Consider the following 22,368-nt stretch of genomic DNA (forward strand, 5'->3'; position numbering starts at 1 on the left):
GAACCCGGAAGCTAAGACTGACAGCGCCGATGGTACTGCAGGGGGGACCCTGTGGGAGAGTAGGACACCGCCGGACACCCATTCACGAAAGGCCACCCCGAACCCCGGGGTGGCCTTTCGGCATTTAAGCTGGCTGCATGGCGAAGCGACTGCAGGGCGCCGTGAGCCCCTATCTCCGCGGTCATGCCGACAACCCGGTCGACTGGTACCCGTGGGGGCCCGAGGCCTTCGCGGCGGCGCGGGAGCGCGACGTGCCGGTCATCGTCTCGATCGGCTACGCCACGTGTCATTGGTGCCACGTGATGGCCAGGCAGAGCTTCTCCGATCCGGCGATCGCCGCGTTGATGAACCGCGACTTCGTCGCCATCAAGGTCGACCGCGAGGAGCATCCCGGCGTCGACGGGAGCTATCTCGCCGCGGCGTCCGCGTTCACGCGTGAACTCGGGTGGCCGCTGACGGTGTTCACGACGCCGGAAGGCCGGGCCTTCTACGCGGGAACCTACTTTCCGCCGGAGGCGGTCGGCGCCACGCCGGCGTTCGGTGAGGTGCTCGCGGCGGTGGCCGAGGCGTGGCGCAGCCGTCGCGGCGAGCTCGTCGCGATGGGAGACGAGGTGGCCAGGGCGCTCCAGGCGGCGGCGTCCGCGACGACCTCCGGCGCGCTGCCCTCCGCGGCCGAGCTCGAGGCGGCGGCCCACTCGCTCGAAGCCGAGGAGGATCGGGAGTACGGCGGCTTCGGGCCCGCGCCGAAGTTCCCGGTGCCGACGGTGCTCGGGTTCCTCGGCGAACTGCCCGGCGCACCGCGCGCCCTCGCGGCCCGCACGCTGCAGCGGATGGCGGCTTCACCGCTGTTCGACCCGGTCGACGGCGGCTTCTTCCGCTACGCCACGCGGCGTGACTGGAGCGAGCCGCACTACGAGCGGATGCTTCCGGACAACGCGCAACTGCTCGCTCTCGCGGTCGAGGCGAGCCGCTGGGACGGTGCGCTCGGCTGGGCGTCGCCGCTCGCGGTCGATCTCGCCCGGTTCCTCACGACGACGATGGCGCTGCCGGGCGGGGGCTTCGCGAGCGCGCAGGACTCCGAGAGCGTGCTCGACGGCCGCCGCGACGAGGGCGGCTACTACCGCCTCGACGCCGACGGCCGGGCGGGCGTCAGCCCGCCGGCGCTCGACGAGAAGCTGCTGAGCGGATGGAACGGCCTCGCGATCGGCGCACTGGCGGCGTTCGCCGACCGCGGCCTCGAGGAGTCGGCCGCCGCGGCGGCGCTCACGGCGGCGCGCGAGGCGGCGGCGGTCGTGATCGATCGGCACCTGGTCGGCGGGGTGCTCCGGCGTGCCTCGCTCGACGGGGTGGGGTCGGCGGCGCCGGCGACGCTCGAGGACGTCGGGATGCTCGCGGGCGGGCTGCTCCGGCTCGCGCTCGCCTCGGGCGAGGTCGTCTGGGCGGTGCGGGCGCGTGAGCTCGTCGATCGGGCGCTCGCCGACGCTGAGGCGAGTGGCGAGGCGGGTCGAGGCATCCCCTTCTCCCCGCCGACGCAGGACGAGACCCTCGACGGCCTCGGACTCGTGCTGCCGGACGACCCGGCCGAGGGTGCGGCGCCCTCGGGACTCACGAGCTGCGCCGACGCGGCCCTGCTGCTCGCGCAGCTCGGCGCCGGCGAGCGGTACCGCGAGGCCGCTGAGCGCGCCATGGCCTCGGTCTCGGCGATCGCGACGGACCGTCCCATCGCCTTCGGTGCAGCGCTCGGGGTGATGGCGCGCCTGCGCGCACCGGAGGTGCAGCTCGTCGTGGTGGCGCCGGACGCACCGGGGCAGCCGGACCGCGGCGAGTCCGCGGCGCTCCTCGAGGAGGCGCGGCGACAGCGGGCGGCGGTCAGGGCGGTGGTGTCGCCCGCGCAGGCGGAGGAGTTCGCGGCGGCGGGGTTCGCGCTCTTCGCCGCCCGTGAGGCGCTCGCGGGGCGGGCGACGGCGTACCGGTGTGAGCGCTTCGTCTGCGCGCTGCCGGTGCACGACGCCGGCGCGCTGGCCGCCCTCGCGAGCCCTACGATTGAGGGATGAATCGCCAGTCGGCCGTGTGGGCCGCCGTCGCCGACACGCTGCTCGTCGCGCTCTTCGTCGTCATCGGGCGGCGCAGCCACGCCGAAGGACTGGACCTCGGCGGCCTCTGGCAGACGGCCTGGCCGTTCCTGGCGGCGCTCCTGATCGGCTGGCTCGTCAGCCTCGCCTGGCGCCGCCCGCTCGCCGTCTGGCCGAGCGGGGTCGTGATCTGGGCGATGACGCTCGTCGGCGGCATGCTCCTGCGCACCGTGAGCGGGCAGGGCACGCAGCTCGCCTTCGTGCTCGTGGCCGCCGGCACGCTCGCGCTCTTCCTCCTCGGCTGGCGTGCGGCCGTCGCGCTCGTCGCCCGGTGGCGGTCGCCGCGGGCGGCCTCGTGACCGCCGGCCGAGCCGTCTGATGGCGCACGGTTCATGAACCCCATCGAGTGGCTGTTCGACGCGCAGCTCGTCATCGGCGACCAGGTGATCCTCTGGCGCGAGATCGTCGGCAACCTGTTCGGTCTCGTGAGCGCCCTCGGCGGCATGCGGCGCAAGGTCTGGGCCTGGCCCGTCGGCATCATCGGCAACGCGCTGCTGTTCACCGTCTTCCTCGGTGCGGTGTTCCACACGCCGAACCCGGTCAACCTGCTCGGCCAGGCCGGTCGGCAGGTGATGTTCATCGCGGTGTCGATCTACGGCTGGGTGCGCTGGTCGCAGCATCGGAAGTCGGCGGTCGCCGCGGTGGAGCCGCGCTGGGCCGGCTGGCGCGTGCGCGTGCTCCTCGTCGTCGGGCTGCTCGGCGGCACTCTCGTGCTCACGCCGATCTTCCGGGCGCTGGGTTCTTTCGAGCCGGTGTGGGCGGACGCCTGGATCTTCGTCGGCTCGCTGCTCGCGACGTGGGGGATGGCCCGCGGCTGGACGGAGTTCTGGCTGATCTGGGTCGCGGTCGACGCCGTCGGGGTGCCGCTGCTCGTGAGCGCCGGCTACTACGCCTCGGCGCTGCTGTACCTGTTCTACGGCGCATTCACGATCGTCGGCTTCTTCACCTGGGCGGCCGTGCAGCGTCGCGCGAAGCTCGCCGCGGGCTGAGTGCGCCGCGGAGGCGCTACCAGGCGCTCGGCACCCGGTCGAGCATCGACCACGCCGCCTGGCTCAGCTCGGGGTGCTCGAGCGCGATACCGCGGAGGAGCTCGTACTCGAAGCGCTCGACGTCGCCGGGGCGCGCGGTCGGGTGATAGGCACGGGCCCGCTGCACCGCCCATCCGCCGTCCTGCAGCCGGTCTTCGCGCAGCGTCGCCACCACCTGCTCGTCGACCGAGGGCAGCTCGGGCAGGAACACCCAGGGATCTTCGCCCAGCCGGCACCGCAGCTCGATGAGCGCGGCGAGCTCGTCGCGTGCGTCTTGCCGCAGGCGGTCGAGCGAGATCGGCTCGGTCAAGACGACCCTCCCCTCACAGTGTCGATGTCGGCCAGCAGTGTCGGCCAGCAGTCTCGGCCAGCAGTGTCGATGCCGGCCAGCAGGTCGATGTAAGCCAAGGGTACGCCGCCCGTGTGACGGCGCGGTTACACGGCGACGCGCGAGGTGACGGGAAGATGTCGGCGGTGTGACGATCGCCGCCCGCGCGCCAGGCGTGGGTCGGCCAGGCCTGGATGCGGCCAGGCCTGGCACGCGGCCGGGCCTGGATGCGGCCGGGCCTGCTTGAATGGATCCCGCGCGCCGCGCGCAGGAGCAGGAGGCCCAGGATGCCGGAAACGAACGAGCCCCAGCCGTCGACGCGCCTCGGCGGCGGTCGGGCCGCCGAGTTCGTCCGGCGGTTCGGTGCGGAGCTCGACGCCGACACCCGCGGGCTCGTGGCGGCGCTCCGCGCGGATCTCGATGCCGCCGAGTTCCGGGTGGCGCGGATCGAGGGGCTCTGGGAGCGCAGCGCCGTCGACGGTCGCACCCACCCCGGCCACGCCTTGCAGCGCGGCCACCGCACGCCGGCGCTGCTCGCACTCGACCACGTGCTGGCGGAGCTCGGCGCCCCGTCCGGCGGCGGCCCGTCCCGCGGCCCGACCGAGCCGCCGAACCCCACGCGCGCCCTCGTCGCGCTCGTGCGGCTCTTCGTGCTCGGCGCACCGGTGGAGCCCGCGGCGCTCGAGCTCGCGCTGCCCACGCTCGGGCTCGACGGCGCCCGGGCGCTCGGCCTGCTCGGCGATCCGTCGTCCGGGTCCGTGCGCGCGCTCGTCGACCTGCGGCCCTACAGCTTCGCGGACGCCGCGGGTGACGGCGAGTGGTGGGTGGCCTCCGACCTCGGCGAGCTCGCCCTCGTCGGTGACGCCGGCACCGGGCCCGCGCTCGCCGAGGACCACGTGCTCGGCATCGGCGGGGCGACGACCACATTGAGCGGGCTGCTGCTCCAGCGCCCGGCGCGCACCGCACTCGACCTCGGCACGGGCAGCGGCGTCCAGGCCCTGCACGCGGCGCGCTTCAGCGCGCGGGTGGTGGCGACCGACGTCTCGGTGCGAGCCCTGGCGTTCGCGCGCTTCGCCGCCGAGCTGAACGGGGTGGCGGGCATCGAGTTCCGCCTCGGCAGCCTGTACGAGCCGGTCGCGGGGGAGCGCTTCGACCGGATCGTGTCGAATCCGCCGTTCGTCATCACCCCGCGCCGCCCCGAGGTGCCGAGCTACGAGTACCGCGACGGCGGCCTCGTCGGCGACGCACTCGTCGAGGGCGTGATCCGCGGCGCGGCCGAGCACCTGGCGCCCGGCGGCGTCGCCCAGCTCCTCGCCAACTGGGAGTACCGGATCACCTCGGATCCCGAGGCGGGCGAGGGCATCGCCGACGGGCTCGAGCGCGTCGCCGCCTGGCTCGACGGCACCGGCCTCGAGTACTGGATCGTCGAACGCGAGCGGCAGGACCCGAGCGAGTACGCCGAGACCTGGATCCGCGACGGCGGCACCCGGCCGGGCACGGCGGAGTTCGAGCAGCTGCACGCGGCCTGGCTCGAGGACTTCGCCGAGCGCGGGGTCGAGTCGGTCGGCTTCGGATACGTGCTGCTGCGCCGCCCCGCCGGCGACGCAGCCCCCGGGCTCGCGCGCGCCGAGCGCCTGCACGGGCCCCTCGGTGCCGAGTCCGGCGGGCTCGGCGCACATCTCGAGCGCGCGCTCGCCGCGATGGACGTGCTCGCGCCGCTCGACGACGAGGCGCTGCGAGGCATCCGCCTGGAGGTCGCGCCCGACGTCACCGAAGAGCGCCACCACTGGCCGGGCGCCGAGCAGCCGACCGTCATCCTGCTGCGCCAGGGCGGCGGTTTCGGCCGCGTCGTCGACGCCGGCACCGCGCTCGCCGCGTTCGTCGGTGCCGCCGACGGCGAGCTGCCCGCGGGCGTCATGTCCGATGCGATCGCGCAGCTGCTCGACGCCGACGCCGCCGAGCTCTGGGCCGAGCTCGCGCCGACGCTCCGCGAGCTCGTCGCGGGCGGGCTGCTCCAGCCGGTCGGCCCTGCTCCCGCCTGATCCGGCACCCGAACGCCCCGGCACCCGACCGACCCGGCACCCGCCTGACCCGGCACCCGAACGGCCCGGCACCCGAACGCCCTCCGCCGCCATCCAGGCCTGCGGCGGTATCCTCGACCTCGCACACGAAAGCGAGCACATGCCCGAGAGCCCACTGTCCGCATCGCCGTACGAGCTGCTCGGCGTCCCGGCCGATGCCGACGACGCCGCGCTGCGCGTCGCCTATCGTCGCGCCCTCCGGGAGGCGCATCCGGACACCGGCGGCGATGCCGCCCGCTTCCACGCCGTGCAGCTGGCCTGGACCCTCGTCGGCACCCCCGAGGCGCGGGCCCGCTTCGACCGGGGCGCCGGGACGACCGCGCCCTCGCGCGAGACCTGGGCGCCCGCCGCCCCGCGTCCGCGCCGCGACTCCCGCCCCCAGGCGCGCTCGCACGGGCATCCGGGCGGCTACGATCGCGAGCGCTATCTCGCGCTCATCCGGGAGTGGGTGGGCCGCGGCCAGGAGCTCGACGATCCCTACGACCCGGCGCTCGTGCGCGCCGCACCCCGCGACATCCGGCACGTGCTCGCCGACGCGCTCGCCGAGGAGGCGACCGCTCGATCGCTCGCGACCCTCGGCATCGCCTACACGGTCTGGCACGACGTCGCGACGGACGCCGCGGGGCCGGGGCTGCCGCCGAAGCTCGATCATCTCGTGCTCGGGCCGACCGGGCTCTTCGCCATCCAGTCGGAGGACTGGGGCGGCGAGGTGCGCTTCCGCCGCAACGAGCTCATCGGTGAGGGCCTCGACGGCGAACGGCCGTTCCGAGCGCTGGCGGCCCGCGCGAAGGCGGTCACCCGGCCGGCGAAGGTGAAGCCGACGGCGCTCGTCGTCGTCGTGCCCGACGAGCACGCCGCCGAGCCGCTCGAGCTCGGCGGCTCGATCCGCGGCGCCGCGACCGCGCTCGTGCGCCGGTCGCGCCTCGTGAGCGCGATCCGCGAAGGGATCCCCGGCTCGCCGAGCCTCGGCGGGACCGACGTGATGGAGGTCCGGTCGCGGCTGCAAGCGGTGATCCGCTTCGCGTAGGGTCGAAGGCATGCCCGCGATCGATCCCACCGCCTACCTCGCCGACTTCGCCGCCTTCGTGCAGGCCTCGCCCTCCTCGTACCACGCGGCGGCCGAGGTGGCCCGGCGGCTCGAGGCGGCCGGCTTCGAGCGGCTCGAGGAGCACGACGCCTGGCCCTCCGGCCCCGGGCGGCGGGTCGTCGTCCGCGACGGCGCCGTCGTCGCCTGGGTCGAGCCGGACGGCGCCTCGCCGACCGCGCCGGTGCGCATCCTCGGGGCGCACACCGACTCGCCGTCGTTCAAGCTGAAGCCGAGCGCTTCGACGGCCGCCGCGGGCCTGCTCCAGGCCGGTGTCGAGATCTACGGCGGCCCGCTGCTGAACTCCTGGCTCGACCGGGAGCTCGAGCTCGCCGGCCGCCTCGTCACCCGCGACGGGGTCGAGTACCTCGCGCGCACCGGGCCGATGCTGCGCATCCCGCAGCTCGCGATCCACCTCGACCGCGAGCAGAACAAGGCGCTCACCCTCGACAAGCAGCGGCACGTGCAGCCGGTGTGGGGCGCGGGCGAGGAGGGCGACGTGCTCGCCGAGCTCGCCGCCGACGCCGGGGTGGCCGCCGAAGACGTCGTCGGCTACGACGTGCTGCTGGCCGACACCGCCGCGCCGCAGCGCTTCGGTCGCGACGGCGTGTTCTTCGCCTCCGGCCGCATGGACAACCTGAGCTCGGTGTACGCGGGGCTCGTGGCCCTGCTCGCCGCGCCCGACGACGCCGAGCACCTCAGCGTGCTCGCCGCCTTCGATCACGAGGAGCTCGGCTCGGAGTCCCGCTCGGGCGCGGCCGGTCCGTTCCTCGAGGACGTGCTCGCGCGCATCGGCGACGGCCTCGCCGCCACCGCCGAGGACCGGCGCCGCGCGGCGGCCGCCTCCTGGCTGCTCTCCTCCGACGCCGGGCACGGCGTGCACCCCAACCACCCCGAGCGGCACGATCCGGTCAACCGGCCGGTGCTCGGCGGCGGCCCGCTGCTGAAGCTCAACGCGAACCAGCGCTACGCGAGCGACGCGGTCGGTTCCGCGATGTGGTTCGCCGCCTGCGAGCGCGCCGGAGTGGCGACTCAGCCCTTCGTCTCGAACAACACGGTGCCGTGTGGTTCCACGATCGGCCCGATCTCGGCGACGCGGCTCGGCATCCGCACCGTCGACGTCGGGGTGCCGCTGCTCTCGATGCACTCCGCCCGCGAGCTCGCCCACGTCGACGACCTCGTCGCGCTCGGCGCGGCCGTCACCGCCTTCTTCGCCGGCTGAGCGTTCTCGCCGGCCGAGCCGGGGCGTCCCGGCGCATCTGGCGGGATTTCGCGGCACGTCGGCGGAATCTGACGGGGTCGCCGAGCTCGCATCCTGCGAGGCTCGAGGCATGACCGATGCCGCCACGAGCTCCGCCCTCACCGCCACGGGCCCCGCGCTCTTCGCGCACGTCGCCGAGCCGGGAGATGCCGCCCGGCACTTTGCCGCCCGGCTTGCCTTCGAGACCGACGTCTCCGACGTGGCGGTCGCGCTCCGCGAGGAGCCCGACGGCTTCGTGCTCGTCGACACGCGGAGCGAGGCATCCTGGCGGCAGGGTCGGGTGCCGGGCGCCGTGCACCTGCCGACGCGGCGGATCGCCGCGGAAGCGGCGGAGCTCGTGCCCGCGGGCACGCCCGTGGTCGTCTACTGCTGGGGTCCCGGCTGCAACGGCGCGCAGCGCGCCGCCCTCGAGTTCGCACGGCTCGGCCACCCGGTCAAGGAGATGATCGGCGGGTTCGAGTACTGGGTGCGCGAGGGCTTCTCATTCGAGACGGACGAGGGCCGCCGCGCGCGTGCGGCCGACCCGCTCACGAACGTCACCGTCGGGCGCGGACTCGACGGCGACCCGGCCACGCCGGGCGCGATCGCCTGCGCCTGCTGACGGCCCGACGGGTGGGCGCCCCCGGCCGGGACACCGAGGGGCGTCCGCCCGATCCCCGTGCGCTCAGCACTCGATGACGTTCACCGCGAGGCCGCCCTCGCTCGTCTCCTTGTACTTCGTCATCATGTCGAGGCCGGTCTGCCGCATCGTCTCGATGACGGTGTCGAGGGAGACGAGGTGCGTGCCGTCGCCGTGCAGCGCGAGCCGCGCCGCCGAGACGGCGGTCGAGGCGGCGATCGCGTTGCGCTCGATGCAGGGCACCTGTACGAGGCCGGCGACCGGGTCGCAGGTGAGGCCGAGGTGGTGCTCCATCGCGATCTCGGCGGCGTTCTCGATCTGCCGCGGCGTGCCGCCGAGCACGGCGCAGAGCGCCCCGGCGGCCATCGCGCACGCGGAGCCGACCTCGGCCTGACAGCCGCCCTCGGCGCCCGAGATCGACGCGTTCTTCTTCACGAGGCTCGCGATCGCCGAGGCGGTGAGCAGGAAGCGGCGGATGCCGGCTTGGTCGGCGCCGGGGACGAAGCGCAGGTAGTAGTGCCCGACGGCGGGCAGGATGCCGGCCGCGCCGTTCGTCGGCGCGGTCACGACGCGCCCGCCCGAGGCGTTCTCCTCGTTCACGGCGAGGGCGAAGGCGTGCAGCCACTCCGTGGAGGTGTCGCGGTGCGCGGCGGCCTCGAGCTCTTCACGGTCGTAGGCCTCGAGCTGACGGCGTACCTGCGAGGCGCGGCGCTTCACGCGGAGCCCGCCCGGCAGCTCGCCCTCGGTCGCGAGCCCGTGCGAGACGCACTCGGCCATCGCCGCCCAGATGGCGTCGAGTCCCTCGTCGATGCCGGCCTCGCCGTGCACGGCGATCTCGTTGTGCCGGGCGACGTCGCAGAGCGAGACGCCGTGCTCGTCGCAGAGTTCGAGCAGCTCGGCCGCGGTCGAGTAGGGGAGCGGATGCCGCAGCGCCTCGGCCTCGGTGGCGGGGTCGCCGTCGCGGCGGATGAAGCCGCCGCCGACCGAGTAGTAGGTCTCCTCCGCGATCGGCAGGGCGCCGTCGGCGTCCCACGCCTGCAGGGTGAGGGCGTTCGGGTGCCCGGGCAGCCGGGTGCGGGGCTCGAGGGTGATGTCGCCCGGCCGCAGCCGGATCGGGTGACGGCCGTTCAGCCGGAGCTCCGAGCCCTCGGGGTCGAGTCGCTGCCAGGCGCCGCGCACCTCGTCGGGGTCGCAGTCGTGCGGGTGCAGGCCGGCGAGGCCGGCGACCACGGCGTCGGGCGTGCCATGGCCGAGGCCGGTGGCCCCGAGCGATCCGTAGAGGGAGCAGCTGACCCGGGCGACCCGTTCGGTGAGCCCGGCCTCGTCGAGGCGGTCGACGAACGCCGTCGCGGCCCGCATCGGCCCGACGGTGTGGGAGCTCGAGGGCCCGATGCCGATCGAGAAGAGATCGAGGGCGGAGACGAACGCTGTCACCACACCAGGGTACGCGCGTTCTCGCGCATCGATGCCGCGAGAAATCGAAGAATCCTGCGTCGCGACGGCATCGCACGCCGCCGGCGCCGCACGACCGGCCCATGACAGCGCCGCGGCAGCGCCGTGCAAGCGGCCGGCGGGAGCCTTGGGACATGAACCTCACCGATTCCACCTGGGCGATCGAGGCCGACGGTCTCGTGAAGACCTTCGGCGCCAACCGCGCCGTCGACGGCGTCGACCTGCGCGTCGCGAGCGGCACGGTCTACGGCGTCCTCGGCCCGAACGGGGCGGGCAAGACCACCACCATCTCCATGCTCGCGACCCTCCTGCGCCCCGACGCCGGCACCGGGCGCATCTTCGGGCACGACGTCGTGAAGGAGCCGCAGATCGTGCGGCAGCTCATCGGCGTCACCGGCCAGTACGCCTCGGTCGACGAGACCCTCTCGGCGACGGAGAACCTCGTGCTGTTCTCGCGGCTGCTCGGACTCGGCCGCGCCGAGGCCAAGCGGAAGGCGGCGGAGCTCCTCGAGGAGTTCGGCCTGACCGAGGCCGCGAAGCGGCCCCTGAAGCAGTTCTCGGGTGGCATGCGGCGTCGGCTCGACCTCGCCGCGAGCCTCATCGCGCAGCCGCCCCTCATCTTCCTCGACGAGCCGACCACCGGCCTCGACCCGCGCACCCGCGCGCAGATGTGGGACACCATCCGGCGTCTCGTGTCGAGCGGCTCGACCGTGCTGCTCACCACCCAGTACCTCGACGAGGCCGACCAGCTCGCCGACCGCATCGCGGTGATCGACCGTGGGCGGGTCGCCGCCGAGGGCACGGCCGACGAGCTGAAGGCCTCGGTCGGCTCCTCGAGCCTGCAACTGCGGCTCGCCGAGCCGCGCGACCTCGGCGACGCGCAGGCGGCCATCGAACGCGTGCTCGGCGTGCGGGCCACGACGAGCCCCGAGGCCGGCCGGCTCACGGCGCCCATGCAGGACGCCGACCGCGTCACGGAGCTGCTCGTCACGCTCCGGGAGGCCGGCATCCACCTCACGGAGCTCAGCGTGCAGAAGCCGACGCTCGACGAGGTCTTCCTCACCCTCACCGGCCACGGCGTCGAGACGGACGACTCCGTCGACGACGACTCGACCGAACCGCAGCTCGAAGGGAGCCGCGCATGACCACCGCGACCATCGTCCCCGGCGCCGAGCGCGCCCTGAAGAACCACGTCAGCCTCGGTCAGACCGTGCGCAACTCGCTCAGCATGGCCTACCGCGGGCTGCTGAAGATCAAGCGCACGCCCGAGCAGCTCGTCGACGTGACGTTGCAGCCGATCCTGTTCACCCTGATGTTCACGTACATCTTCGGCGGGGCGATCGCGGGCGACGCGCTCAGCTACCTGCCGTTCTTCCTGCCCGGCATCCTCGTGCAGACCGTCATCACGACCTCGGTCGTCACGGGAGTGCAGCTCCGCGAGGACATGGACAAGGGCGTGTTCGACCGGTTCCGCTCGCTGCCGATCGCGCGGGTCGCCCCGCTCGCCGGCGCGCTGCTGGCCGACACGGTGCGCTACGGCATCGCGACGACGCTCACCTTCGTGACCGGCTACCTCATGGGCTTCCGCCCCGAGGCCGGGTTCGGCGGCGTCCTCGCGGCGAGCGTCGTCGTCATCGTGGCGGCGTGGGCGCTCAGCTGGATCTTCGCGTTCTTCGGCGTGATCGCCCGTTCGGCGGGTTCCGTGCAGGGCATCTCGTTCCTCGTGCTGTTCCCGCTGACGTTCCTGTCGAACGCGTACGTCCCGGCGGACACGATGCCCGACTGGCTGCAGTGGTTCGTCGGCATCAACCCCGTCTCGCACCTCGTGACCGCGGCCCGCGGCCTCACCATGGGCACCGACGTCACCGGCGACCTGCTCGCGACGCTGCTCGGTGCCGCGGTCGTGGTCGCGGTGTTCGCGCCGCTGACCGTGCGCGCGTACATGCGGAAGGCGTAGCCGCCCCGCTCAGACCCCGGGGCCCGCGGACGGCAACGGTTGCGCGAGAAGCGCTCGCGCCCGTGCCATCCGGGCCTCGGGATCGAGTGCGGCCGCCGCGGATCGGGCGCGCTCGAGCGCAGCCCGGCCGACGAGGCCCTCGGCGTCACCGAGGTGCGTCGCGAGCCGGAGGCCGGGCAGGTCCTGCCTGGCCCGGAGCCGCTCGGCGAGGGCGAGGAGCTCGAGCCCGCGCTCGCGGAGGCCCGGCTGACGGATGGCCCACGCCGACCAGCCGAGGGCGGCGGTGCCGAGCACCGGCTTGTCGGTGAAGCTGCCCCAGGCGCGTTGCATCCCGAGCGTGCGGTAGCGGAGCCTCGCGGCCCAGAACGAGGCATCCGCGGCGTCGCGCCCGTCGTGGACGGCCGCCGAGATCAGATCGGCGAGCACCATGAGGTACCACGGCGAGGAGCGCTCGGCGACGCGGAAGGACTCGGCCGCGGTGCGGGCGTGGTGCGCGGCATCCGTCATCCGCCCCTCGGCCCTGGCGAGCTCGGAGAGCCCGAGCTCGCCGACCGTCGCGAGCCCCAGTCCGTCGGCCGTCCGCCGCTCGCTCGACGCGAACTCCGCGATAAGCGGGCGGGCCTCGTCGAGGCGACCGGCCGAGAGGAGATTGCCCGCGCGCATCCACTCGAGCTGCACGAGCCCCGGCTCGGAATCGAGGAGGCGCAGCTCGGCCTCGGCGGCCCCGGCCCAGCGCAGGGCGTCCTCGGCCTGACCGGTCTGGCTGGCGAGCTGCGCGAGCATCATCGAGGACATCGACTCCGCCCAGATGTCGCCGACGCGGCGGGCGAGCCCGTGGGCGCGTCTGGCGTGCTCGGCGGCGGCTTCCGGGTCGCCCGCGTTCTCCTCGAACTGGGTGCGCAGCAGCGAGCCGACGAGGGCGGTCGCCCCGTCGTCGGACTCGCTCATGGCGACGAGCTGCTCGACCGCGCGCTCCAGGTCGGGGGCCTCGAGGAAGCCGGCGACACCGCGCAACCAGCGGGGGACGGGCCAGTCGTCGCGCGCGTGCGCCTTCAGCCGGGCGAGCGGGCGAGCGCCGGTGGAGGCGTCGTACGCCATCGCCGTGGATGCCGCGAAGACCGCCGTGAGCAGCGCAGGCACCGCGAGCTCCGGCCCGCGCGCGCCGTGCCGAGTGGCCGCGAGGGCCGCCTGGCCGAAGACCATGACCTCGGCGTGGGCGCTCCGCACGCTCCAGAAGTAGCCGAGGGCGGCGTACACCCTGAGCACCGTGGGCACGCGTTCCTCGGCGATGGCCCGGCGGAGCACCTCGACGAGGTTCTCCTCCTCGATCCGGAGGCGGCGGAGTGCCCGGAGCTGCGTCTCGCCGCCGCCGACGAAGGGCAGGTCCGAGACCTCCTCCGCCCAGCGCGCCATGGCGTCGCGCGCCTCCTCCGTCGCGCCGTCGCGTTCGAGGCGGAGCTGGCCGAACTCGCGCACCGTCTCGAGCATGCGGTACCGGGCGGTGCCGTCGTCGGTCTCGCGCACGGTGAGGAGCGACTGGGCGACGAGCCCGTCGAGCACGCGGAGCGCGTCGGCGCCGAGCACGGCCTCCGCCGCATCGACCCCGAAGCCGTCGGCGAACCAGGAGAGCCGCGCGAGCCCGCGTCGCTCGTCACCGTCGAGCAGCGCCCAGCTCCAGTCGATGACCGCCTCCAGCGTGCGCTGACGCTCGGGCGCACTGCGGTCGCCGCTGGAGAGCAGCGCGAAGCGGTTGTCGAGGCGGGCCTCGATCTCGGCCACGGAGATCGAACGGACCCGAGCGGCGGCGAGCTCGATCGCGAGCGGCAGCCCGTCGAGCCGCTCGCACAGACGATCGACGATCTCGTCCGGCAGCGCGGCGTCGGGGCGGACGGCGAGCGCACGATCCCGGAACAGGCGCCCGGCCGGGCCGATCTCAGCGCCCTCGCGGACCGCGAGCGGGGCGAGCGGCACGACGCGCTCGGCGCCGATCGCGAGCGGGCTGCGGCTCGTCGCGAGGATCGTCAGCCCGGGCAGCGCGCCGAGAAGCTCCGCCGCCCACCGGGCCGCGCCGTCGATGATCTGCTCGCAGTTGTCGAGGACGAGCAGCGCCGGCGTCTCGCCGAGCCGCGCCTCGATGCGCTGACGGAGCTCCGGACGGCTCGCCGCGTCGGCCAGCCGCGCCGAGCGCGCCTCGCGCAGGCCCAGCGCCGAGCCGAGGGCGAGCTCGATGTCCGCGTCGTCGCGGACGCCCGCGAGCTCGACCACGACGACCGACGGCGCAGGGAACTCGGCCGCGACCGCCTGGGCGAGCCTGGTCTTGCCGAGCCCGCCCGCGCCGAGGACGGTCACGAGCCGGTGATCGTGCAGGAGCCGGGCGACCTCGCGGACATCGTCGTCGCGGCCGAGCAGCGGGTTCGGGGCGGCGCGGAGGCCGAGGCGGACGCCGGCCGCGGGCGTGCGCGCGCTCGCCGCGGCCACGGTCGCCGCCGCTCCGATCGGGGGCGCCTCACGCAGGAGGCGCGCGTGCACGGCGACGAGCGCCGGCGACGGGTCGACGCCGAGCTCCTCGGCGAGCCGCCCGCGGAAGGCGGCGTACTCGGCCAACGCCTCCGCCCGGCGTCCGGCGGCGGCGAGCGCCTCCAGCCGGCCGGCGACGGCCGCCTCATCGAGCGGATGCCGCTGCGAGAGCGTCGCGTAGGCCTCGGCGGTCTCGTCGTGAGCGGTGCCGCCCGCGGCGAGGAGCTCGGCCCGGCGGCGCAGCAGGCGTTCCCGTGCCGTCGCGGCCCGTGCGGCGAGCGCGCCGGCGACGGGCGCCCCACCGAGGTCCTCTCCGGGTTCGCCGCGCCAGCGGGCGAGGGCGGCGTCGACGGTCTCGAGCCCGCCGCTGCCCGGCTCGGCGGCGTGCTCGGCGTCGAAGAGGTCGACGGCGTTCGGATCGAGCGCGAGGGCGTAGCCGCCGGGAGTGGAGCGGACGAGACCCGGGGCGAGCCGGCGGAGCCGGCTGACGAGCGTCTGCAGGGCGGCGCGCGGATGCTGCGGGGCGGCCTCACCCCAGAGCTCGTCGACGATCGTGTCGATGCCGACGGCGTCACCCGGACGTCGCGGGACCGCCACGAGGGCAGCGATGAGCGCCTTCGAGAGCGTGCCCGGCGGTTCGACGAGGCATCCGCTCGCGTCCGCGACCGCCACCGGGCCGAGCACGCCGACTCGCGGCTCGCTTCCGTTCGCTCGCTCGGCGTTCAGCACGCGGTCGAGCCTAGCGCCGCGCCCGTGGTTCCCCGAGCTCGTCGAGGGGTGGCTTGGTTCCCCGAGCTCGTCGAGGGGGCGCTTCGACGGGCTCAGCGAACCAGGGGGCGCTTCGACGGGCTCAGCGAACCAGTCTCAGCGCGCCGTCTTGCGCGCGCTGATCTGCCCGGTGTCGAAGCCGAGCAGGTGCAGTCCGCCGTGGAACCGGGCGTGCTCGACCTTGATGCAGCGGTCCATGACGACGGTCAGGCCCTGCTCCTCGCCGGAGTAGGCGGCCTCTTCGTTCCAGATGCCGAGCTGCACCCAGATCGTCTTCGCGCCGACGGCGAGCACCTCCTCGATCACCTGCGGGATGTCGCTGCCGCGGCGGAACGCGACGACCACGTCGGGCACCTCGGGCAGGGCGGCGAGGCTCGGGTAGGCCGGTTCACCGAGGATCTCGGTCTCGTTCGGGTTCACGAAGTACAGCCGGTAGTCGCTCGACTGCTGCAGGTAGGTGCCGACGAAGTAGCTCGAGCGCTGCGGCTTCGGCGAGGCGCCGACGATCGCGACGGACTTCGCCGCGTTCAGGATGCGCAGGCGGGCCTTCGCGTCGGGACCGGTCCAGGTGCGCTGCGAGCGCAGCAGCTTCGCGAGGGGCGAGTCGGCGGGCAGCTCGCAGCTCAAGCCGTTCACGAGCCGCACGGTCTCGAGCGCTTCGGTCTCGAGCGCTTCGGTCTCGAGCTCGTCGGCGGCGGGCGCCGTCGTCGTGTCGGTCATCGGGTGCCTCCTGTCGCGGCCGCGAGCGCCTGGTCGAGATCGTAGATGAGGTCGTCGACATCCTCGATGCCCACGGAGAGGCGGACGATGCCGGGCGCGACGCCCGCGTCGAGCAGCTGCTGCTCGGTGAGCTGCGCGTGCGTCGTCGAGGCCGGGTGGATGATGAGCGTCTTCGCGTCGCCGATGTTCGCGAGGTGGCTCGCGAGGTCCACCGACTCGATGAGCTGCTGGCCGACCTGCCGACCGCCCTTCACCTCGAAGCTGAACACGGAGCCGGGGCCGAGCGGGAGGTACTTCTTCGCGCGCTCGTGGTGCGGGTGGTCCTCGAGGCCGGCCCAGAAGACGCGCTCGATGCGCGGGTCCTCGGCGAGCCACTGCGCGATGGTGCGTGCGTTGTCGACGTGCGCCTGGATCCGGTACGGCAGCGTCTCGACGCCCTGGGCGAGGAGGAACGCCGAATGCGGGGCGAGCGACGGGCCGATGTCGCGAAGCTGTTCGGCGCGGAGCCGGGTGAGGAAGGCGTACTCGCCGAAATTGCCGCTCCACTCGAGGCCGCCGTAGCTCGGCACCGGCTGACCGAACAACGGGAACTTCTCGGAGTGCCAGTCGAACCGCCCGGACTCGACGACGACGCCGCCGAGGGTGGTGCCGTGCCCGCCGAGGAACTTCGTCGCCGAGTGCGTCACGATGTCGGCGCCCCACTCGATGGGGCGGTTGAGGTACGGCGTCGCGATCGTCGAGTCGACGATGAGCGGGATGCCGTGGGCGTGCGCGACGTCGGCGAGGGCCTCGAGGTCGGCGATCTCGCCCGAGGGGTTCGCGATGGTCTCGACGAAGATCGCCTTGGTGGAGTCGCGGATCTCCGCGGCGTAGGCCTCGGCATCCGGGCTCGCGACGAACGTCGTCTCGACGCCGAAGCGGCGGAGGGTGACATCGAGCTGGGTGATGGAGCCGCCGTAGAGGTTCGCGGAGGCGACGAGGTGGTCACCGGCACCGACGAGGCTCGCGAAGGTGATGTACTGCGCGCTCAGGCCGCTCGCGGTGGCCACCGCGCCGAGGCCGCCCTCGAGGCTCGCCACCCGCTCCTCGAAGCTCGCCACGGTCGGGTTCCCGAGGCGCGAGTAGATGTTGCCGTACTTCTGCAGGGCGAAGCGGGCGGCGGCGTCGGCCGTGTCGTCGAAGACGAAGGCGCTGGTCTGATAAATCGGCAGGGCCCGCGAGCCCGTCACCTGGTCGGGGATGTTGCCCGCGTGGATGGCGCGGGTCTTGAAGCCGTATTCGCGGTCTGCCATGCCGCAACGCTAGCCGGGGCGTCCGCGCGGCCCGAGCGCCGTCGTAACGCGGGGCAATGCGCGCCGGTCGTCCGTGCGCGCCGCACGGCGGCTACGCTGGCGCGATGATCCTCGAGCACGCGATCCTGCCCGTCGTCCCCGGTCGAGAGGCGGAGTTCGAGTCGGCCTTCCTCGAGGCGAAGGGGATCATCCGGGCGATGCCCGGCTTCGTCGAGCTCGAGCTGTCGCGCTCGATCGAGACGCCGAACGAGTACCTGCTGCTCGTGCGCTGGGAGTCGGTCGAGGCGCACGACCCCGGATTCCGCGGATCGGCGCAGTACGGCCGGTGGCGGGAGCTCCTGCACGGCTTCTACGAGCCGTTCCCCGTCGTCGAGCACTTCGCCCGGGTGGCACTGGCGTAGCGCGCGACGGCAGCGCACGCCGCGTTGCGCCATCTCTGGTCGGCGTCGGCGTTGCGCCACCTCTGGTCAGCGGTGCGATCAGCGTTGCACAGGCCGTGATCAGCGTGGATTGCTACGCTGAAGTCCGGGTCGCCCACTCCGGCGGCCACCGGACGAGGGCACCCAGTACCCGGACACGACGACTGGCGCACGGCATCCGTACGATCGATGCCGAACGAGTCAGGAGTGAACAGTCATGGCGTGGGTCATCCTCATCGCATCCGGTGTCCTCGAGGCCGTCTGGGCGACGGCGCTCGGCAAGTCCGAGGGCTTCACGAAGCTCTGGCCCTCGGTCATCTTCTTCGGCGCGCTCGCGCTGTCGATGGGCGGGCTCGCCTGGGCCATGCGCGACATCTCCACGGGCACGGCGTATGCCGTGTGGGTGGGCATCGGCGCGGCGCTCACCGTCGTCTGGGCGATGATCACGGGCGACACCGAGGTGTCGTGGATCAAGATCGCGCTGCTCGTCGGCCTCGTCGGCTGCGTCGTGGGGCTGAAGTTCGTCGACGGCGGCTCGGGCCACTAGCCGGCACGGCTCGCCGGCGGCCGGTCACCCGGTCGGTCACCCGGCCGGCCGCCAGGCGAGCGCCTGCCAGACGAGCACGCCGTTGACGGCGAAGCTCACGACGAGGAGCACGTTGTCGTAGAGGCCCGGGTAGGGCATCCCGACGAGATTGAAGACGACGAGCGCCGCCGAGACGACGATCGTGATCCAGCGCAGCGGTTCGGCCGGGGTGAGGAGCGACACGAGGATCATCGCGATCGGCACGAGCATGATGAGCGCGGCCGTGAGCCACATACCGCTCGTGGCCACCGTGCCGTCGATGCGGCCCGGCGTGGCGTCGCCCGAGAAGAGGCGCAGCACGTCGCCGAGCAGGTAGATCAGCATGAGCGACACCCAGGCGCCCGCGAGCACGATGCGCACGGGGTCCATGCCGGCGGTGCCGGCCGCGGTGCCGACGGCCTGGGCCGTCTCGGCGGTCACGACGGCCTCCGCTCGGGCGCCTGCCGCGCGGACCGCCGACGCGTGCTCGCCGGGTGCGGATGCACCACGAGGTTCCCGACCTTGCGCCCGCTGTCGACGAGCGCGTAGGCCTCCGCGATGCGGTCGAGCGGCAGCGCGGGTTCGTGCACGACCCGGAGCCGCCCCGCTGCGACGAGCTCGAGCAGCGCGACGAAGCTCTCCGCCCGCTCGGGGGCGGGACCCGTCTTCACCGGGCCGCGGGCGGTGAGCGTCTCGCCGAGGCTCGCGACGACGAGGAGCAGCCGGCCGTTCTCGGCGAGCAGGGGCCGGCCCGTGGCCGGGGAGAGCGCGCCGACCGTGTCGAGCACGAGGTCGAAGCGCTCCTCGAGCGCCTCGGGTGGCGTCGCCCGGTAGTCGACGACGCGGTCGGCGCCGAGCTCGGTCGCGAGCGCGGCGTTGCGGCCGCTCGTGACCGCCGTGACGTGGGCGCCGAAGTGTTTCGCGAGCTGCACCGCGTTCGTGCCCACCGCGCCGGAGGCGCCGACCACGAGCACGCGGTGGCCCGCACGGATGCCGCCCTTGTCGGTCAGGTAGTGCAGCGCGGTGCTGCCGCCGAAGAGCACGCCCGCGGCATCCTCGAACGAGACCTCCGCGGGGATCCGCGCGAGCTTGCCGCGCGCGATGGCGACGAGTTCGGCGTGCGCGCCCATCGCGACCCCGGTCATGCCGCAGACCCGGTCGCCGACCGCGAGTCGGGCCGCGGGGGTGCCGGCGAGCCGTGCGGCGGCGCGTCCGCGCGGTTCGGGCCCCACCGCGACCACGACGCCGGACACCACGTTGCCGAGCACCGGGCGCCGGGGCCCCCGGAACCCGAAGGCGAGCCGCGCGACCGGCCCGAAGCCCTCGGGAAAGCGCCCGGCGCGGATGCGGGCGTCGCCCGAGTTCACCGTGCTGGCCTCGACGCGCACCAGCAGCTGCCCGGGACCGGGCACCGGGTCGGGGCGTTCGACGAGCCGCGCCACCTCGGGCGGGCCGTACCGTTCGACGACGATTGCGCGCATGCTGCTCCCTTACGCCTGTAAGTCTGTTGGCGCCTACGGTAGCCTTACACTCGTAAGGACGCAAGTGCCGAGTTGCGATCGACCCCCGGCGGGGATCCGATCCGGATCGGGCGGCGCACGCGGACGAGTCGGGAGGGCGAGTGGCCGAAGCAGCAGGGGGCCGCGGGGCGAGCCGGGCGAGCGGCGCGGGCCGGGCGAGCGGCGCGAGCCGGGCGAGCCGGAGGTCGAACGCGGCATCGACTCGTGCACGCGCACCGCTCACCCGCGAACGGATCGTCGCCGCCGCGATGACGGTCGCCGACGAGGGCGGCCTCTCGGCGGTCAGCATGCGCACCGTCGCGCGCGAGCTCGGGGTCGAGGCCATGTCGCTCTACCACCACGTCGACGGCAAGGACGCCATGCTCGACGCGATCGCCGAGGAGATCTTCTCGAGGTTCCCGCTCGCGGAGCTCGGCGCGCCGTGGCGGCAGGCGCTCACCGAGCGTGCGCAGGGGGCGCGGACCGTGCTCGCGGCGCATCCCTGGGCGCTCGTGCTGCTCGAGTCCCGGGTGAACCCCGGGCCGACCGTGCTCCGTCAGCACGACCGGGTGCTCGGCGTGCTGCGCACCAACGGCTTCGACGTGCCGCTCGCCGGTCACGCCTTCTCGGCCGTCGATGCCTATGTGTACGGCTTCGTGCTGTCCGAGTCCAATCTGCCGTTCACGCCCGAGGCGGGAGCGGAGGAGTTCGCGGCCGGACTGGCGCTGCCCGCCTACGAGTACCCCTACCTCACCGAGTTCATGGCCGTGATGCTGGCGGGACACGATTACGACTACGGCGACGAGTTCGACTTCGGGCTGGAACTCGTGCTCGACCAGCTCGAGACGCGCCTCGCCGAGCTGCAGCACGGTGCGGGATAGCGCCGGATCAGCCCCAGCTCGGCAGCCAGAAGTGCAGCTGCCGGAGCAGCGGCGGGATCGGCTGCGCCGTCCAGATCGGCAGGAAGAAGGCCGACACGAGTACCACCGCGATGAGGAAGACGGCGACGGTGAGGATGCCGCGCTCGCGCCGCCAGCTGGGATCGCCGCGGTGGCCGAGGATCAGGCCGATGACGAAGGTCAGCCCGAGCAGCAGGAACGGCTCGAACGCGATCGAGTAGAACTGGAACACCGTGCGGTCGAGGTAGGCCAGCCAGGGCAGATAGCCCGCGGCGAGGCCGACGAGGATGGCGCCGACCGCCCACTCCCGGCGCCGGATGAGCCGGTAGACGAGGTAGCCCGCGGAGATCGCGGCGGCCCACCAGATGAGCGGGTTGCCGAGTCCGATGATGGATTCGGTGCAGCCCCCGTCGCCGCAACCCGCCGAATCGGCGTAGTACATGTTGGTCGGCCGGATCATGAACAGCCAGGTCAGCGGGTTCGCCTGCCACGGATGCGGCGTGTGCACGCCGACGTGGTAGGTGTAGGCGCTCTGGTGGAAGTGCCAGAGGCTCTGCAGGGGGAGCGGGACCCAGGAGAGCCATCCCGTCGCCGCGTTGCCGGCGGTCTCGGCCCAGTGCCGGTCGTAACCGCCTGACGTGACGAACCAGCCGGTCCAGCTCGCCAGGTAGACGCCGACCGCGATGGGGACGAGCAGGAGGAACGTCGCCGGCGCCTGCTTGAGCACCGCGCCGCTCGCCCAGAGCGGCAGGCCGGCGCGGCGGCGGGCGACGGCATCGACGATGACGAGGTAGATGCCGAAGGCGGCGACGAACCACGCACCGGACCACTTCACGGCGGCGGCGGCACCGAACGCCGCGCCGGCGGCGATCACCCAGGGGCGGGCCCAGACGACCGGCCCGTAGTGCGGGTCGCGTCCGGCGGCGCGAGCGGCGCCGACCCGCTGTTCGAGTCGGCGCGCCGTCCAATCGCGGTCGAGGAGCACGAACCAGAACCCGAGCAGCGCGAAGAGCATGAGCCAGTTGTCGAGGAGCGCGACCCGGGACATCACGATCGCGTTGCCGTCGACGGCGAAGAGCAGCCCCGCGATCACGGCGAGCATCGTCGAGCCGAAGAGCCGGCGCCCGGCCAAGGTCAGCAGGAAGACGGCGACAGTGCCGGCCAGGGCGGTCGACGCGCGCCACCAGAAGGCCGAGTCGGCGCCGAATGCAGCCATGCCGAGCGCGATCATCCACTTCCCGAGCGGCGGATGGACGACGTACGAGGCGGCATCGCCGTAGACGTCGGTGTCACCGGCGGCGAAGTCGGCGTCGGCGCCGTCGGGCCAGGTGGACTCGTAGCCGTGCTGGAGGAGCGTCCACGCGTCCTTCACGTAGTAGGTCTCGTCGAAGACGAGCGCCTGCGGGTGGCCGAGGTTCCAGAACCGCAGCACCGCCGCCAGCAGGGTGACGAGGAGCGGGCCGCCCCAATACCAGAGAGCATGCCGCCGCGGGGTCGCGAGAAGTCGGGCCCACCACTCGTCGTGTCGGGAGCCGGTGGGCTCTGGGGTGGAAGTGGGCTCTGGGTCGGAAGTGGGCTCTGGGGTGGAAGTGGGCTCTGGGGCGGAAAAGGGCTCTGGGGTCGGGTCGTGCGGGCGCTCGGGCGGAAACGGGTCGGCCGTGAAGAGGTCGGAGCCCGGGAACGGCGGCGTACTCCGGCCGTCGTCGCCGCGCGCGGGCGGCTCCGGCGGCTCGGCGACACTCATGCG

Annotated in this window: 20 protein-coding genes and 1 rRNA gene; 13 read left to right on the plus strand and 8 right to left on the minus strand. The window is 73.8% G+C overall.

Translation table 11 applies throughout. The features are described from left to right. The 4 genes from rrf to pnuC form a co-directional block, all read left to right on the plus strand. Window positions 1–76 (plus strand): 5S ribosomal RNA (rrf, locus tag M3147_RS03810); the annotation flags it as partial. Window positions 77–137: 61 nt separating this feature from the next. Continuing rightward, window positions 138–2,054 (plus strand): thioredoxin domain-containing protein, encoded by a 1,917-nt coding sequence (locus M3147_RS03815; RefSeq protein WP_251202157.1) that lies wholly within the window; start codon window positions 138–140, stop codon window positions 2,052–2,054. Continuing rightward, window positions 2,051–2,431, plus strand: a complete 381-nt coding sequence (locus tag M3147_RS03820; protein WP_251202158.1) for a DUF3054 domain-containing protein — start codon at window positions 2,051–2,053, stop codon at window positions 2,429–2,431. Before M3147_RS03815 ends, M3147_RS03820 begins: the two co-directional genes overlap by 4 nt. A gap of 33 nt (window positions 2,432–2,464) precedes the next feature. Continuing rightward, window positions 2,465–3,121 carry a nicotinamide riboside transporter PnuC gene (gene pnuC, locus M3147_RS03825; RefSeq protein WP_251202159.1) on the plus strand — a complete coding sequence of 219 codons (657 nt, stop codon included), beginning with the start codon at window positions 2,465–2,467 and terminating at the stop codon, window positions 3,119–3,121. Window positions 3,122–3,137: 16 nt separating this feature from the next. On the opposite strand, the gene M3147_RS03830 is transcribed toward pnuC, so the two are convergent. Continuing rightward, window positions 3,138–3,470 (minus strand): hypothetical protein, encoded by a 333-nt coding sequence (locus M3147_RS03830; protein WP_251202160.1) that lies wholly within the window; start codon window positions 3,468–3,470, stop codon window positions 3,138–3,140. Window positions 3,471–3,775: 305 nt separating this feature from the next. On the opposite strand from M3147_RS03830, the gene M3147_RS03835 reads away from it, so the two are divergent. From M3147_RS03835 to M3147_RS03850, 4 genes are all read left to right on the plus strand, one after another. Beyond that, complete coding sequence (locus tag M3147_RS03835; protein ID WP_251202161.1) at window positions 3,776–5,530, plus strand: methyltransferase; 1,755 nt, start codon at window positions 3,776–3,778, stop codon at window positions 5,528–5,530. A gap of 139 nt (window positions 5,531–5,669) precedes the next feature. Beyond that, a complete protein-coding gene (locus M3147_RS03840; protein ID WP_251202162.1) occupies window positions 5,670–6,596 on the plus strand; it encodes a DnaJ domain-containing protein in 927 nt (308 codons plus the stop codon). Window positions 6,597–6,606: 10 nt separating this feature from the next. Beyond that, window positions 6,607–7,875, plus strand: a complete 1,269-nt coding sequence (locus M3147_RS03845; protein ID WP_251202163.1) for a M18 family aminopeptidase — start codon at window positions 6,607–6,609, stop codon at window positions 7,873–7,875. A gap of 109 nt (window positions 7,876–7,984) precedes the next feature. Beyond that, a complete protein-coding gene (locus tag M3147_RS03850) occupies window positions 7,985–8,515 on the plus strand; it encodes a rhodanese-like domain-containing protein (RefSeq protein WP_251202164.1) in 531 nt (176 codons plus the stop codon). Window positions 8,516–8,578: 63 nt separating this feature from the next. On the opposite strand, the gene M3147_RS03855 is transcribed toward M3147_RS03850, so the two are convergent. After that, window positions 8,579–9,967, minus strand: a complete 1,389-nt coding sequence (locus tag M3147_RS03855; RefSeq protein WP_251202165.1) for an L-serine ammonia-lyase — start codon at window positions 9,965–9,967, stop codon at window positions 8,579–8,581. A gap of 152 nt (window positions 9,968–10,119) precedes the next feature. Between M3147_RS03855 and M3147_RS03860 the strand changes: the two genes are divergently transcribed. Together M3147_RS03860 and M3147_RS03865 are read left to right on the plus strand one after the other, a co-directional pair. Next, entirely contained in the window at window positions 10,120–11,130 is a 1,011-nt protein-coding gene (locus M3147_RS03860; RefSeq protein ID WP_251202166.1) for an ATP-binding cassette domain-containing protein, read from the plus strand. Continuing rightward, window positions 11,127–11,942 (plus strand): ABC transporter permease, encoded by an 816-nt coding sequence (locus tag M3147_RS03865; protein ID WP_251202167.1) that lies wholly within the window; start codon window positions 11,127–11,129, stop codon window positions 11,940–11,942. Before M3147_RS03860 ends, M3147_RS03865 begins: the two co-directional genes overlap by 4 nt. 9 nt (window positions 11,943–11,951) lie before the next feature. Here the strand turns inward: M3147_RS03865 and M3147_RS03870 are convergent, their stop codons facing one another. The 3 genes from M3147_RS03870 to M3147_RS03880 all read right to left on the minus strand — a co-directional run bounded on the left by M3147_RS03870 (window position 11,952) and on the right by M3147_RS03880 (window position 17,239). After that, on the minus strand, window positions 11,952–15,188 hold the full coding sequence (locus tag M3147_RS03870; protein ID WP_251202168.1) for a BTAD domain-containing putative transcriptional regulator: 3,237 nt from the start codon (window positions 15,186–15,188) through the stop codon (window positions 11,952–11,954). Between the two features lie 135 nt (window positions 15,189–15,323). Beyond that, entirely contained in the window at window positions 15,324–15,947 is a 624-nt protein-coding gene (locus M3147_RS03875; RefSeq protein ID WP_251202169.1) for a CoA-binding protein, read from the minus strand. Next, complete coding sequence (locus M3147_RS03880) at window positions 15,944–17,239, minus strand: O-acetylhomoserine aminocarboxypropyltransferase/cysteine synthase family protein (protein ID WP_251202170.1); 1,296 nt, start codon at window positions 17,237–17,239, stop codon at window positions 15,944–15,946. Before M3147_RS03880 ends, M3147_RS03875 begins: the two co-directional genes overlap by 4 nt. A 104-nt stretch (window positions 17,240–17,343) precedes the next feature. Here M3147_RS03880 and M3147_RS03885 point away from each other — a divergent pair, with 104 nt between their 5' ends. Next, entirely contained in the window at window positions 17,344–17,640 is a 297-nt protein-coding gene (locus M3147_RS03885; RefSeq protein WP_251202171.1) for an antibiotic biosynthesis monooxygenase family protein, read from the plus strand. A gap of 235 nt (window positions 17,641–17,875) precedes the next feature. Next, entirely contained in the window at window positions 17,876–18,205 is a 330-nt protein-coding gene (locus M3147_RS03890) for a DMT family transporter (RefSeq protein WP_251202172.1), read from the plus strand. Between the two features lie 36 nt (window positions 18,206–18,241). On the opposite strand, the gene M3147_RS03895 is transcribed toward M3147_RS03890, so the two are convergent. Both M3147_RS03895 and M3147_RS03900 read right to left on the minus strand, forming a co-directional pair. Beyond that, the gene (locus tag M3147_RS03895; protein ID WP_251202173.1) at window positions 18,242–18,664 is read right to left on the minus strand and encodes a hypothetical protein; all 423 of its coding nucleotides are present in this window, start codon (window positions 18,662–18,664) and stop codon (window positions 18,242–18,244) included. Next, entirely contained in the window at window positions 18,661–19,704 is a 1,044-nt protein-coding gene (locus tag M3147_RS03900; RefSeq protein WP_251202174.1) for an NAD(P)-dependent alcohol dehydrogenase, read from the minus strand. The genes M3147_RS03895 and M3147_RS03900 overlap by 4 nt, the downstream gene beginning before the upstream one ends. Window positions 19,705–19,844: 140 nt before the next feature. On the opposite strand from M3147_RS03900, the gene M3147_RS03905 reads away from it, so the two are divergent. Then, window positions 19,845–20,603, plus strand: coding sequence for a TetR/AcrR family transcriptional regulator C-terminal domain-containing protein (locus M3147_RS03905; protein WP_251202175.1), 759 nt, complete (start codon window positions 19,845–19,847; stop codon window positions 20,601–20,603). A 7-nt stretch (window positions 20,604–20,610) separates the two neighbouring features. Here M3147_RS03905 and M3147_RS03910 read toward each other — a convergent pair whose 3' ends face one another. Beyond that, the gene (locus tag M3147_RS03910; protein WP_251202176.1) at window positions 20,611–22,365 is read right to left on the minus strand and encodes a phospholipid carrier-dependent glycosyltransferase; all 1,755 of its coding nucleotides are present in this window, start codon (window positions 22,363–22,365) and stop codon (window positions 20,611–20,613) included. Window positions 22,366–22,368 lie beyond the last annotated feature (3 nt).

This window comes from Agromyces mediolanus, from assembly GCF_023715325.1.
Taxonomy (GTDB): Bacteria; Actinomycetota; Actinomycetes; order Actinomycetales; family Microbacteriaceae; genus Agromyces; species Agromyces mediolanus_A.

Excerpts from the sequence above, each read along its gene's own strand:
- M3147_RS03840 (WP_251202162.1), top strand. The coding sequence starts at position 5,670 with ATGCCCGAGAGCCCACTGTCCGCATCGCCGTACGAGCTGCTCGGCGTC.
- M3147_RS03885 (WP_251202171.1), top strand. The coding sequence starts at position 17,344 with ATGATCCTCGAGCACGCGATCCTGCCCGTCGTCCCCGGTCGAGAGGCG.
- M3147_RS03835 (WP_251202161.1), top strand. The coding sequence starts at position 3,776 with ATGCCGGAAACGAACGAGCCCCAGCCGTCGACGCGCCTCGGCGGCGGT.
- M3147_RS03865 (WP_251202167.1), top strand. The coding sequence starts at position 11,127 with ATGACCACCGCGACCATCGTCCCCGGCGCCGAGCGCGCCCTGAAGAAC.
- M3147_RS03910 (WP_251202176.1), bottom strand. The coding sequence starts at position 22,365 with ATGAGTGTCGCCGAGCCGCCGGAGCCGCCCGCGCGCGGCGACGACGGC.
- M3147_RS03820 (WP_251202158.1), top strand. The coding sequence starts at position 2,051 with ATGAATCGCCAGTCGGCCGTGTGGGCCGCCGTCGCCGACACGCTGCTC.
- M3147_RS03850 (WP_251202164.1), top strand. The coding sequence starts at position 7,985 with ATGACCGATGCCGCCACGAGCTCCGCCCTCACCGCCACGGGCCCCGCG.
- M3147_RS03815 (WP_251202157.1), top strand. The coding sequence starts at position 138 with ATGGCGAAGCGACTGCAGGGCGCCGTGAGCCCCTATCTCCGCGGTCAT.
- M3147_RS03845 (WP_251202163.1), top strand. The coding sequence starts at position 6,607 with ATGCCCGCGATCGATCCCACCGCCTACCTCGCCGACTTCGCCGCCTTC.
- pnuC (WP_251202159.1), top strand. The coding sequence starts at position 2,465 with ATGAACCCCATCGAGTGGCTGTTCGACGCGCAGCTCGTCATCGGCGAC.
- M3147_RS03875 (WP_251202169.1), bottom strand. The coding sequence starts at position 15,947 with ATGACCGACACGACGACGGCGCCCGCCGCCGACGAGCTCGAGACCGAA.
- M3147_RS03890 (WP_251202172.1), top strand. The coding sequence starts at position 17,876 with ATGGCGTGGGTCATCCTCATCGCATCCGGTGTCCTCGAGGCCGTCTGG.
- M3147_RS03860 (WP_251202166.1), top strand. The coding sequence starts at position 10,120 with ATGAACCTCACCGATTCCACCTGGGCGATCGAGGCCGACGGTCTCGTG.
- M3147_RS03880 (WP_251202170.1), bottom strand. The coding sequence starts at position 17,239 with ATGGCAGACCGCGAATACGGCTTCAAGACCCGCGCCATCCACGCGGGC.
- M3147_RS03900 (WP_251202174.1), bottom strand. The coding sequence starts at position 19,704 with ATGCGCGCAATCGTCGTCGAACGGTACGGCCCGCCCGAGGTGGCGCGG.